The following is a 13,446-nucleotide window of genomic DNA, read 5'->3' on the forward strand; positions in this document are numbered from 1 at the left end:
GGATAGGAAAAAGGCGCTCGAAGCTTCCGACATAGGCTGCTTGGTACGGGAGACAGAGATGAGCCTGCAGACCGGTAATTCTCCCAACACCCGACAGAAAACAAGAATTTTCTTTGTATTGATGTTTATGCTAAGAGGGATTCCTTTTGTGGACCTGGCCTATTTGCACAAAAGGGACTTACAAGGAAACACCTTGTCTTATAGGCGCAGGAAGACGGGACGGGCACTGACCGTCTCACTGACGCCGGAGGCTATGCAAATGGTGAGAATGATAGCAAACAAAGACAAGGACTCTCCTTATTTATTCCCCATATTGCAAAGTGAGGAAGGCACAGAAGCGGCATACCGAGAATACCAGTCGGCACTCAGGGCATTCAACCAACGTTTGGCAGTACTCAGACAATGCTTAGGAATGCAGTCTGCACTCAGTAGTTATGCGGCACGCCATACTTGGGCGACCATAGCTTACCACTGCGAGATACATCCAGGAATCATATCGGAAGCCATGGGGCACTCTTCCATCACAGTGACAGAAACCTATCTGAAGCCTTTCAGCAACAGAAAGATTGACGAAGCCAATCAAAGGGTAATTTCTTTTGTAAAAAACGAAGGATATCCAGTATAAAAGAGATTACTTCTTTTGAGGAAGTAGAGCAAACTTGTTGTTTCTTTTTTATAGTCTTCAAACAAAGTTTTGAGGAGCGGGTTGATATTAGCTTTACAAAAAGTTTCCCAACGTAAGCAATAAACTGAAAGATAGAATCTTATATTGAAAATTAGAGACTTTTTCACTTCATAATTTCTATTGCAGCTTTTCTATGATGTTGGAGATTAAGACTATATATTATCTTTCCAATATCCCAACGGACTGATTTTTACTATTCCAAACAAAACGGGTCTATATTCTCCTTATTCCCTGATTATTAACGGAATTAACAAGATTTCATTACCTGCGAAGTAACGGAAAAAATCATATAATCAACAGCTATGTGAAAGGGAATGAAAATGAGAGATTATTCACTTTTTTATTTTTTAAATTTATAAATTTAAAGTTTTCAATTATGAACAAGAAGTTTCTAAGTGTAATCCTGTTCAGCGCCTTAATGGTGGGCACTGCAGGAACGTTTACGTCTTGTAAGGACTACGATGATGACATCGAGAATTTGCAAGGACAAATTGACAAGCTTGCGACTAAGGAAGATATGACTTCTCAAATCGCAGCTTTGCAAGCAGCCTTGGATGCCGCAAAAACAGAAGCTGCAGCTGCAAAGACTTCAGCAGAAGAAGCTGTGAAGAAAGCTAATGACGCTGCATCTACTGCAACAGAAGCTGAGAAAGCTGCCGCTCAAGCCGCTCTTGATGCTGCCAATGCAAAAACAGAGGCAATTAAGGCTGCTCAAGATGAAGTAGCCAAAGTAAAGGCACAGTTGGAGTCTACTATCGATTCTAAGTTCGATGCTGCAAAGAAGGAACTTGCGGCAACAATCAATGACTTGACTGAAAAGGTTACGAAACTGACAGGCTTGACTACGGAGATGATTACAAGTCTGGATCTTCAGACAGCAAATCCGAAACTGGAACTGAACTATGCACAGCTTCCTGCTAAGCTGAATCCGAACGCCAGCGTGAAAGATGCAAAATCATACGAATTCGGTAAAGGATTTACTGGCAGCTTCACAATCAATGCCAATGAGATTTACACAACTCCGGCTAGTTTCATGATTTCTGTAGCTCCCGTAAATGCTGTTGTGACAAACGAGATGTTCTCTCTTATCAATAGCAAGGGTGAAGCTCTCAGTGATATTACACTCAGCACAGAAGCATACGACGGCTTGTTGACCAGATCTGTTTCTAACGGTCTCTACGAAGTTAAAGTAGAACTGAACAAAGAGGCTGATCTCGAAGCTTTTGGTAAAAAAGTAGTAAGTGAGGATAAGAGCGTCCTATTTGCACTTGCAGCAACTAAGGATGCAAGAACTGTAACATCAACTTATGATATTACTGCGAAATCAGCACTGAAAACTTATACTAAGGCAGATGAGATTGCAAAGAACTCAACTATTCAATCTACGATAGAAGTTAAAAAAGATTTGACAGCTTATGAAAATCCATCTGCTACTGCGACACCTAATACTGAGAAATGTTACCCTGTAGCAAGTGGTGAAGCATTCCAAATCAATGTTGCTTCAAAAGAAGGAACCAGCCCTATCATGGGTAGCTATGTTGTTGTTGATATTGATAATAAGGCTCTTTCTACAACAGACAAAGCTGCTATCAAGAGCTTGACTATTGCAGGTGTAGAAACTGTTAGCAAAGACAACAAATTCGATATCACAATTAGTGGTGCTTATGCCAAGGGCGTAGTAGTACCTTTGAAGGTGGTTACTATCGACTATACCGGAGTTGAACAATCAGTAATCGTTTGGGTGAAGGCTGGTAATGGCTCTGAAATAGCCAGTGAAGCTAAATACGTAATCACTCCGACTGCATATGTCGCTGCTCCGACTACTTACGCTTATGAAGGCCTGGCTAAATTCACTGTTCCTGCCGGTGCTGACAAGTTCGATTTGAGCATTTATGTCGAAAATGAGATTAATATCAAAGAAAATAAGAAAGTACTTGAAGGTACTACATTCACATTCTACAAAGCTGACGGTAAGACTAAGGCTACTAAGATTGAAGATATCGCAAACGCTAAGTTAGCAGCTACAGTTGACCTCCAGACAATGAAGAATGACAAGGTTTACGAAGGTATCGTTAAATTCTTTGATGCTGAAGGTACATTCTTGTCACAAAGTACTATTTCTGTACAGAAAGTATTGCCGACTACATTGCCGGAAGGATTCTCTATCAAGACTAACCAGCTGGATGCTCAAGGCGTTTACAACTGCTACTTGATTCCTAACGATTGGACTGCTAAGAAGGCTACAGAAGGTACAATGGAAATGAAACAAGTATTCAACTTCGGTAAGGGTGAAGCAAAGGATTATCTGATAACATTTGCTGCTGCTAAGGTAGACGGTGATAAGACTGTTGACAATGGTGTGACTGGTGCAGGAAAATTGTCTGTTGCTGAGAAGTACATTGACAATAAGACTCAGCATGCTACAACTGTAGTGTACAACTATGGTCAGATTTCTTCAGAGAAGAAAGATGGTGCCTTTGTTAATTACACTATTGACGCTGCTTCTTTCCCGACTGTATTCAATTGCATCTACAACGATACATACACTTGGAGATGGGCTACTAAGGATGACCTTGGTTTGAAAGCTACTGCGACATTACCTTATAGCACAGAACTGACTTATGGTAAAGATGTTACTGTAGAGTATGCTAAGTATATTAAGGGTATCAGCTCTCGTGACAGTGAATATAGTGCACTTTTGAGCGCACCTTATAAAAAGTCATTGGAAATTAAGGAAGCCCACTTGGTATCCAATGCCAACGGTGAAGTGGATGAATACTTCACTGTAAACATCGAGGAAGGTAAAATCACTGGTTTCACCGTAAATTCTAAGGCAACTAACCCGACAGCTGCTGTTCCTTCTACATTGAAGATTACAGTTGTTGACATGTACAAGCACGAACGTGTTATCGAACTTGGCATGACTGTAAACAAACGCTAATCAATGTATTCCTAAATAAGTCCTTTATTATGGAGGACTTATTTAGAGAAACCTTGAAATAACATTAGAATCCCTGGCTTCTTTGAGGTCAGGGATTTTTTTAATCTTTAATTTTGCTTTCCTGCTTTCTTTTTCTAAATCCCCTCCAGAAATTTATTTTCCATCACTTTGCTTCCACACTTCCACCCACCTCCTGCATCCCCCTATCCATCGGCACTTGAACTGCTGTGGAAGCAACAAAAAAAGGTGGAAGCAAAATTTGCTTCCACCTACTCAAAACGCTATAGTTTTACCGTAACCTACTCGTCTCTACCATAATACCCCGTGCAAGGTACATAAATCGGTTGGTTCAGTTTTCCTGCATTCTCGAGCTTGCCTTCGCTGCGAAGCAGGCGAATATGAAGCTGTGCAGTAGAGCGCATCATTCCGCAGAGGCTCTGAAAATCACTGCGCGTAAGGAACTGATGCGTAGAGAAGTAGCTCGTCAGCCGCCTGTCAATCTCCTTGTCACTCAGCTTTTGGGAATGCTCATTCAGCCCCAGCGGTTTAGCTTTGATAGCGCCTATCTCATTCTTCAGTACCTGGTCGGCACGAAACTTGATGCCCTTCAGCTTAATCTTGGTGGTTTTACGTTTGGTCGCAGCGGTCACCGGCTCCGTGCTCGTCAGTACGGGATGAAAATAGCCGATACCGTCCAGATGCACCTGCCGCCCCTCGGCAAGGTCTTCCCCCATGACGTGCGACAAAGCATCCAGTACCGCCGAGACATCAGTCTCCGTCAACGAGCTGCGTTCCTGAATTCTGCGACGCAGTTCGTCGGTAGTGGTAGAGCCGTTCAAGCGGATGCGTGGATGAAGTATCTTTTCTTCCCGCTGTTTGTCTTTTGGTTCCGGAAGCTCATACCAATCAAATAAAATTGCCATAGTTCAATGTCTTTTAAGTTGTTATATAATAAGTTTGCGCCCTATGCGGAATAGGTGCGGGGGGCGTACTTCATCCGTAAAAGCTATGGAAAGAGAGACGCCTAACGGCCATGAACAACTCTGCTTACGGTCGTCAAGCGATTGCTTCATGGCCGTAAGCAGAGTTGTTCATGGTCGTTAGGCGTCATCTATTCCCTATACAAAAGTAGACAAACAAAGGGAGAAAAGCAAAGGGATGCCAGTGTTTTGACAAAGAAACTCACTTGCTTTTAACACTTCTCTGCATGAGTCGTGGAGACTTGTATCCATTTAATAATTATTCCGCAGAATGCTTGCTTTCAGCTCTTCAATGTAGTATCTTTACGAGAATTATATTTACCCAAACAAGCTGACAAACAGAATGAAAATTACCTTGATTAGAGCAGAAAAAGAGAGCGGAAAGGAAGCCCTCAGCACCCTGGAAGCGGATGCACTGATTAAAAAACTGAAAACCGAAACCAAAGCCGGACATGTATCGACCCTCCGGGCCATCCTTCCTCAACTGGAGGGTACTTGCGCCCAATACGAACATATAGACAAACTGCCACGCATCTACCCTGCCGTGGAATATAGCCGTACACAAGAGGGAGAACGGCGGATGAAGAACTATAACGGACTCGTACAACTGGAAGTAAACCGTCTGTCGGGCATTGCCGAAGCGGAATATGTAAAGCAACAAGCCGCCCTGCTACCACAGACCTTTGCCGCTTTCTGCGGTTCCAGCGGACGGAGTGCCAAGATATGGGTATTGTTTGCCCTGCCCGACGGCACGACGCCGAAGCGGGAGAGCGATGCCACCTTGTTTCATGCCCACGCCTACCGTATGGCGGTGAAGTGCTACCAGCCCTTGCTGCCGTTTGCCATTACATTGAAAGAACCTTCCCTTACCCAGAGTTGCCGCATGACTCTGGACGGATATCCATACTACAATCCTGCCGCTGTACCTTTCTGCCTGGAACAGCCCCTCAGCATGCCCGAGGAAGAGAACTTCCGGCAACGAAAACTCGCAGAAAAGAACCCGCTGTTGCGGCTGCATCCGGACAGTAAAGCCTCGGACACCTTTGCCGTACTCTTCGAGTCGGCCCTTGGCCGTGCATTCCGCGGATTGGGCGGCTGGAAACGGGACGGGGATTTACGGATACTGCTGGTACCTCTGGCCGAACATTGTTTCAAGGCAGGCATTCCCGAAGAGGAAGTAGTCCGCCAGACATTGATGCACTATTACCGGGAAGCGGATGAATTCATTGTCCGTCAAACGATTCATAACCTATATCAAGAGCTTAAAGGCTTCGGGAAAAAGAGCAGTCTGACGCAAGAGCAGGAGAGCGTTTTCCGGCTGGAAGAGTTTATGGGCCGCCGGTATGAGTTTCGCTACAACACCGTTCTGGATGATTTGGAATACCGTCAGCGCGACTCCGTCCATTTCTATTTCAAGCCTGCTGACCAGCGTGCCCGCAGTACGGTCTCCATGAATGCCCTGAAGGAGGGTATCCGCGTATGGGACCGCGACATCAACCGTTTCCTTACTTCAGACTACGTGCCACTCTATAATCCCGTCGAAGAGTACCTTTACGACACCGGCCGCTGGGACGGGAAAGACCGCATCCGGGCGTTGGCCGACCTCGTTCCGTGCCACAATCCTCATTGGCAGGAGCTGTTCTACCGCTGGTTCCTGGGCATGGTGGCACACTGGCGTGGAATGGACCGGCAACACGGAAACAATACTTCTCCTCTGCTTGTCGGTTCTCAAGGGTTCCGGAAATCCACCTTTTGCCGCATTTTGCTGCCACCGGAGCTGCGTTTCGGCTATACGGACAGCATCGACTTCAAGAGCAGACAGGAAGCGGAGCGCAGCCTGGGACGCTTTCTGCTCGTCAACATCGACGAGTTCGACCAAATCAGCATCAACCAGCAGGGTTTCTTGAAGCATCTGCTGCAGAAACCGGTTGCCAACCTGCGCAAACCCTACGGCAGCACCATCCGTGAGATGCGGCGGTATGCCTCCTTCATCGGCACCAGCAACCAGAAGGACTTGTTATCCGACCCCAGTGGCAGCCGCCGTTTCATCTGCATTGAGGTCACCGGTCCCATCGATACGAATGTCAGCATCAACTACCGCCAGCTCTATGCGCAGGCTCTGAATGCCGTAGCCAAAGGTGAGCGTTACTGGCTGGATGATGCCGATGAAGCCATCTTGAAGCGGACGAACCGGGAATTTGAACAGCTCACCCCACTGGAACAACTCTTCCACAGCCATTTCCGTGCGGCAGAAGAGGATGAAGAGGGGCAATGGATGATGCCCATGCAGATTCTTTCCGCTTTACAGACAAAGACGCGTGACCGTCTGGCAATCAACAAGGTTGCCGTATTCGGGCGGACGCTCAAGAAGCTTGAAATACCGAACAAGAAGTCAAGGCAGGGGACACTGTATCATGTAATGCCGCTGGATTAAATGCTCTGCAGTAACCCCGCACAAGCATCTTCCAGAATGTCTAGCACATACTCAAAACCTTCGGAACCGCCGTAATAGGGGTCCGGTACATGGTCGGCATGGGTAAACTTTGTACAGTATTCCGTCATGCGGTGTATCTTGCTCCATTCGGCGGTTGAAGGGGCACGATCTTTCAGGTCGTCGATGTTGCGGTCGTCCATACCGATAATCAGGTCGAAGTTGTAAAAATCCTCGGTACGTACGGGGCGCGAAAGATGCGTCAGATTGTATCCACGGCGGGCAGCATGGGCACGCATCCGGCTGTCCGGCAGTTCGCCCTGGTGATAGGACAGAATGCCTGCAGAATCGATTAAAAACTCATCCGCACGTCCGGCTTCTTCTACCAGATGTTTCATGACTCCCTCTGCCGAGGAGGAACGGCAAATGTTGCCGAGGCAAACGAAAAGTATCTTCTTCATATTTCTTTAGTTACGAGTTATTTACATCGGGTCTACATCATAATACACTATCAACGACTTGAAGCGGTCTTCCGCCACCATCTCCTTTTGCACCTGGACGAGCAGCTCGCGGGCACGTGCCATTGGGGCATTGGTTTCTATCTTCAAGACAATCTTTCGGATGAACAGGGTCTGTACGCGTGCTACGGGCGGCTTGTCCGGTCCCAGCACACGGTTGCCAAAGACGGTGCGGAGCTTGGCGGCCATAGTCTGTGCCATGAGGTCGAGCAGGGTCTCGTTCCGGTTCTTCAGGTAGACATACACCAGGCGGTAGTAGGGCGGGTAGTGGAACATCTGGCGTTCGGCAAGCTGCCCGCCTACCATGGCTTCGTAGTCGTTGGCAATGACTTGCGGGATGATGGGATGGTCGATGCTTTTGGTTTGTAGCACCACCCTGCCGCGCTTGTTCTTCCGTCCGGCGCGTCCGGCAACCTGCGCCATCAGCTGGAAGGCGCGCTCGTAGGCGCGGAAGTCGGGATAGTTCAGCATGGTGTCGGCATTGAGTATGCCCACAATGCTGACGTGGTCGAAGTCCAGACCCTTGGACACCATTTGCGTGCCTATCAGGATGTCCGTCTTGCCTTGCTGGAAATCGGAGATGATGCGCTCGTAGGCGGTACGGGTGCGGGTGGTGTCCAAGTCCATACGGGCTACGCGGGCGTCGGGGAAGAGGGCTTTGATGTCATCTTCTATTTTTTCCGTGCCGAAGCCGCGGTTGCGCAGGTCGGTGCCCTCGCAGGCAGGACAGACGCGGGGCAGCTGGTAGGTGTAGCCGCAATAGTGGCAGGTCAGCTGGTTCAGCCCCTTATGGTAGGTCAGGCTGACGTCGCAGTTCTTGCACTTGGGTACCCAGCCACAGGTGTTGCATTCTATCATGGGGGCGAAGCCGCGGCGGTTCTGGAAGAGGATGACTTGTTCTTTCTGTTCCAGCGCTTCGCGGATGTATTGCAGGAGCAGTGGAGAGAACGGACCGTTCATCATCTTCTTGCGGTGCAGCTCCTTAATGTCTACGGGGATAATCTCCGGCAGTTGTATTTCTTTATAGCGTTCTTTCAGTTCCACGAGGCCATACTTACCGGATGTGGCATTGTGCCAGGTCTCTACAGAAGGGGTTGCCGTACCCAACAGAGTTTTGGCGCCGTACATGGAGGCGAGTACAATGGCTGCATTGCGAGCATGATAGCGAGGGGCAGGGTCTTGCTGCTTGTAGGTGTTTTCGTGCTCCTCGTCCACAATCACAAGACCGAGGTTGCGGAAAGGAAGAAAGACGGAGGAGCGGACACCGAGGATAATGTCATAGTCTGCTTCCGACAGCTGCTTCTGCCAGATTTCTACCCGTTCCGCATCGGGGAATTTGGAGTGGTAGATGCCCAGACGGGAACCGAAAACACGTTGCAGGCGCTCTGTGATTTGCGCAGTGAGGGCTATTTCGGGCAGGAGATAGAGCACTTGCTTTCCTTCCCGGATGGTTTCTTCTATCAGATGAATATAGACTTCTGTCTTGCCGCTTGCCGTGATGCCGTGCAGCAGGCAGACGTTCTTGCTTTGGAAATTCTCCAAGATGGCGTGATAGGCGCGTTGCTGGTGTTCGTTCAGCGGATTGACGGGGACGACTTCTTTGAGAAGCGCTTTATCTATGCGGCCTATTTCCTGCTGATAAACTTCGAATACACCACGGTCTATAAGACCGTTGAATACGGCAGGGGTGGTGGAGGTGCGTTGCAGCAGTTCGGCTTTGGAGACTTCTTTTATATCTCGTCCGCTGAGGTAGCCGGAGAGTTCCAGGTACTTCATCAGCAGGTCCAATTGCTTGGGGGCACGGCGCTGCAATTCGTCGAAGAAGATATGCAGGCGGTGTTCGTTGCGCGCAACGGCGGTGAGGCGTACGCGGGTTTCGGTCTTGGGCTTATAGGTACGGCGCAGTTCTTCCTTTACGAAGATGGCCTCTTTGTCGAGCAGTGACTTGATGACAGAAAGTATGTTCTTGATGCCGGTCTCCTTCTCCAGTTTGGTCACGCATTGCTCCGGGTCGGTAGAGAGCGCGTCCAGTATCTTCTGTTCCTTCTCCGGCAGGTGGACATCGGATTCGAAATCGGGGTTGTACTCTACGATTGTTTCGCTTTCCAGCTTCAAGCCAGAGGGTAAGGCGGCTTTGTAGACGTCTCCTTGCGTGCAGAGATAGTAATCGGAGAGCCATTCCCAGAACTTGAACTGCCGCGGAAGCAGTATCGGGCAGGCATCCAGCAAAGCAGACACTTCCTTTACTTCGTATCCGGTGGGGGCACAATAGTGCACGTTACGCACGATGGCCGTATAGTATTTCTTCCGCCCGAATGGTACTACCACCCGGCAACCGGTTTGCACTTCATCCGCCCACTCGTCGGGCAGGGAGTAGGTGAAGCAGCTGTGCAAGGGCAAAGGCAATATGACGTCGGCGAACTTTTTCATCGTGGGGACAAAGATAGTGGAAAGTGGAGGGAGAATGAAATGAACGGGGCATTTTTTATGCTGAGGAGAGGAGGAGGCTGTTGTGGATTTGGATGAAGATAAGGGAGAGGTATTGCAGATTTTATGGGTAGGATGGGTGTAGAAGTATGGGGAAACTGGCGTCAGTGTTTTATAAAATTTGTTCGATGTATTAAAATAAAAATGAGTGAGTTGCAGTAAAACCATGGCGTTTTGAGTAGGTGGAAGCAAAATTTGCTTCCACCTTTGGAGGGTGCTTCCACAGAGGGGCAAATGCCGATGGATAGAGAGATGCAGGAAGTGGGTGGAAGTGTGGAAGCAAAGTGAGGAGAAAAAAGTTTCTGGAGAAAAAAAGGAGGATGTTCCCATAGAACATCCTCCTTTTGATTTTATAATTGTCTATTCAGACAATTTTCTACTACTCAGATTATCTAGTAGCTTGTTTACGTGTGATAGTTACGTTGTATGCATACTCACTAGTACCCCAGTCGTGAACGAACTGCAGAACCACATTTACTGTATGAGTAAACTCAGTACCTGTCGGGAGTGCAATACAAGTCAGCTTACCAGTTGTAGGATCTACCTTGAAGTATTCATCTTTGTCTGTTCCGTTAGACATAATGTAGCGGAGACCAGTTTTAACAGACTTCTTGTACAAAGCAGCACGAGCAGTGACTTCTTCGGCATTGAATGTAGTTCCATTGAATTTAACAACTGTCTCACCTGCATAGTCTTTCAATATCAGATTCTTCCAGAAGTCTTCAGCCTTAGTCTTAGTGCCAGCTACAGAATTTTCAATCAATTGCTTCAAAGTAATTTCTGTATCCTTGGCCAAGTTCGGATCGTTGAATGCTTTCAGTGCAGCACCACCGGTGAAATCTGCTATCGGACGAGCTACAGTCCATAATTCTTCTGCATCAGGTTTACGGTTCTTGTCAGTAGCATCGTAACCATTTGCATCATAAATATCAACTTTCAGATTGCCAACCTTCTTGATATCAATAGGAGCAGTGAATGCTATTCTCCATTCGCCATTTGATTCTTCAACAACTAATTGCTTCTTCTTCATCAAATCTTGTACAAATGCATTCTGCTTATCTTTATTCAATTCGAATACAGCTTTAGCATCAGCAGGAGTTACATCATACATGTGAGCGAAGTTTTCAGACTTAATACCGAAGTTGCCGTTAGCAGCATCACTCCAGTCACCAATGATTGTACGTGCCTTGTATGCATCCTTGATAGCAACAGCAAAGTTACGAGTTACAGCAAGGTCATTGATAGTAGTGATGAAATATTGACTATCATACTTGTTATAAGCAGCATATGGAGTAGAAATGCCATTATAAGAAACCCAACCATTCTTAGCAAGTGCTTCAGACCAGTAATTAGTGGATTTCAAATAGAGGGTAGTCTTATCAATTTCTGTCTGAGGACCAATAAACAAGAACAATGAGTCTGTTGCATTACCTTCTGCCTTCTTGTACCATACAAATGCCTCATCTCTAGCTACAGGAACATCTACAGACCATGTAGCTTGCTGTGGAGCATTAGTTAGGTAATCGTATGCTTCACTATATCCAGTCAATTCCTTCTCTGTATTGTAATCTGCTTTATACAAAGGCCAAACAATAGAGGTGCCCTTGTCGGTTAAGATATCACGACCACCGATAGCGTCTTCAAATGCGCGTACATCCAGCTTCACAATTTGCTTAGCTGTCTTGTAGCTCAAGTTGAAGGTTGCATCACCCAGCGGAGACAATTTGACAGTTGCTACATTTTCTGCAGCGGTAGGACGTATAGCTTGTACCAAAACATAGTTATAAACAACCAAATCATGTACACCTTCTACTTGTGATTTAACTGTAGTAGTGACCTTGATTACAGCATATTCATCAATAGCAGATGCTTGTTTTTCTTCCTTAACAGCCAAGATGCCTTCTTTAGCTACTTTATCTGCATCAAAGATTCCTTTCTTAATGGTTACACCCCACAAATCCTTGTCTGCATTTTCATCAATCAATTCGAATTTCTGTTCAAATTGAATATCGGCATCAGCCAACAGTACGCCGTCATTCAAATCCAAAGCAGCACTGATAGAATCGTTCAGATTGAATGTTCCTTTATAATCAAATTCGCCAACCTTATAAGAAGCTGCATCATTCTGAGACATGAATTTTTCGGGATACCAACTACTTGCAGTCTGCATCTTATTAGAATATTGGATTTCCTCCTCTGCATTTACACGTACGTTATGTACCTCTTTAGAAGATACATACATTGACTTAACATTAAAATAATCTGATGCAGAAACATATTGCTTGTACATCTTAACATCCAGAGAGGTAGCATAGCTATTGATTGTCTCACCAAGATCCACCCATACGTTTCCCCAGCCAGATATTTCTGTTTGCGTAGTCGGGTCAATCCATGTCATACTTCCCCATCCAGAAGTAGATACAGTCTGAGCATCTTTAAAGTTTACCGGAGTCATCTTTACCCAAATAACACCATCTTGTTCTTTATCGAAGTCCCAATCCAAGACATTCAATTTCGGCTGTTCTGCAGCTCTTGTCTGATAAGTATCAGAGAAGAAGAGCTCGGCATCGCTCTTTGAGAATTTTGAAGGATAGACTTTGAAAGAAGCCTTTGCAGGAACTGCAGCAAACAAAGTATCAACGTCAGTATCGTTTTGAGGATAGTACAACTGATAAGCTACAGCATAGTCATTTGCGTCATCAGCAGCTTGCTTTCTATACACAATAGTTTGCAGACCATTGAAAGCAGAGCCTTCCATCAACAAAGTATATGATTGGCCGTCAATAGTAACCTGCATAGTTCCATCCTTTTCATTGTAAATCATTGAAGGAACGTTAGCATTGTATTTGAATGAAGTTCTATATTCGCCAATGCAGATATAACCCTCTTCGTCTACCTTCACGTAGTTTCCGATAGCTTCTTCAACATTAGCTTCTGAACCTGCAGCCTTGATTTTCTCACCTGCGTCATTCAATACATACTCATAGGTTGCACCTTCATCTACGCTAATCATCCAGTAGTTCTCGGCATCTACCTTGAACTTCGGAACGATTGTAGCCCCGGTTTCACCCTTCGGGCCTTGAATACCCTGAAGTCCTTGCTCACCTTTTTCGCCTTGAGCACCATTCTTGATAGTTAAAGTTTCGCCACCGGTAAAAGTCAGTAAATAACCACCCTCAACAGGAGCATAACTTTCGATGAATTTCTTGCCATTGATTGCAGCAAGGATGTCATCAATCTGTTTTTTGTTTGCATCGATCTGCTCCTGCAAGCCATCGATGTCATCATCATAGTCCTTACAAGAAACAAATGTACTTGTGGAGCCAACCATTAAAGCTCCAAACAAGATTGCACTTAGAAACTTTTTGTTCATAATTGAAAACTTTAAATTTATAAATTTAAAA

General features: G+C 46.2%; 7 protein-coding genes. 3 read left to right on the plus strand and 4 right to left on the minus strand.

Annotated features, from left to right (window positions below):
- A partial coding sequence (locus DW947_RS21925; protein ID WP_243635100.1) for a tyrosine-type recombinase/integrase occupies positions 1 to 625 on the plus strand: 625 nt, incomplete at its 5' end.
- Between the two features lie 436 nt (positions 626 to 1,061).
- On the plus strand, positions 1,062 to 3,626 hold the full coding sequence (locus DW947_RS17585; RefSeq protein WP_133303612.1) for a cell surface protein: 2,565 nt from the start codon (positions 1,062 to 1,064) through the stop codon (positions 3,624 to 3,626).
- A gap of 299 nt (positions 3,627 to 3,925) precedes the next feature.
- Here the strand turns inward: DW947_RS17585 and DW947_RS17590 are convergent, their stop codons facing one another.
- A complete protein-coding gene (locus DW947_RS17590) occupies positions 3,926 to 4,549 on the minus strand; it encodes an HU family DNA-binding protein (RefSeq protein WP_117963727.1) in 624 nt (207 codons plus the stop codon).
- 400 nt (positions 4,550 to 4,949) lie between these two features.
- On the opposite strand from DW947_RS17590, the gene DW947_RS17595 reads away from it, so the two are divergent.
- Complete coding sequence (locus DW947_RS17595; RefSeq protein ID WP_119958575.1) at positions 4,950 to 7,040, plus strand: BT4734/BF3469 family protein; 2,091 nt, start codon at positions 4,950 to 4,952, stop codon at positions 7,038 to 7,040.
- Here DW947_RS17595 and DW947_RS17600 read toward each other — a convergent pair.
- From DW947_RS17600 to DW947_RS17610, 3 genes are all read right to left on the minus strand, one after another.
- Entirely contained in the window at positions 7,037 to 7,498 is a 462-nt protein-coding gene (locus tag DW947_RS17600; RefSeq protein WP_005825832.1) for a low molecular weight protein-tyrosine-phosphatase, read from the minus strand. The genes DW947_RS17595 and DW947_RS17600 overlap by 4 nt on opposite strands.
- A gap of 21 nt (positions 7,499 to 7,519) precedes the next feature.
- Positions 7,520 to 9,985, minus strand: coding sequence for a primosomal protein N' (priA, locus tag DW947_RS17605; protein ID WP_119958576.1), 2,466 nt, complete (start codon positions 9,983 to 9,985; stop codon positions 7,520 to 7,522).
- A 445-nt stretch (positions 9,986 to 10,430) separates the two neighbouring features.
- Complete coding sequence (locus DW947_RS17610) at positions 10,431 to 13,415, minus strand: PL29 family lyase N-terminal domain-containing protein (RefSeq protein WP_119958577.1); 2,985 nt, start codon at positions 13,413 to 13,415, stop codon at positions 10,431 to 10,433.
- Between the last annotated feature and the right edge of the window lie 31 nt (positions 13,416 to 13,446).

It is taken from the genome of Bacteroides sp. AM44-19, from assembly GCF_003603395.1.
Lineage (GTDB): Bacteria > Bacteroidota > Bacteroidia > Bacteroidales > Bacteroidaceae > Bacteroides > Bacteroides uniformis.

Coding starts and splice junctions, on each gene's coding strand:
- DW947_RS17610 (WP_119958577.1), bottom strand. CDS start 13,415: ATGAACAAAAAGTTTCTAAGTGCAATCTTGTTTGGAGCTTTAATGGTT.
- DW947_RS17585 (WP_133303612.1), top strand. CDS start 1,062: ATGAACAAGAAGTTTCTAAGTGTAATCCTGTTCAGCGCCTTAATGGTG.
- priA (WP_119958576.1), bottom strand. CDS start 9,985: ATGAAAAAGTTCGCCGACGTCATATTGCCTTTGCCCTTGCACAGCTGC.
- DW947_RS17595 (WP_119958575.1), top strand. CDS start 4,950: ATGAAAATTACCTTGATTAGAGCAGAAAAAGAGAGCGGAAAGGAAGCC.
- DW947_RS17590 (WP_117963727.1), bottom strand. CDS start 4,549: ATGGCAATTTTATTTGATTGGTATGAGCTTCCGGAACCAAAAGACAAA.
- DW947_RS17600 (WP_005825832.1), bottom strand. CDS start 7,498: ATGAAGAAGATACTTTTCGTTTGCCTCGGCAACATTTGCCGTTCCTCC.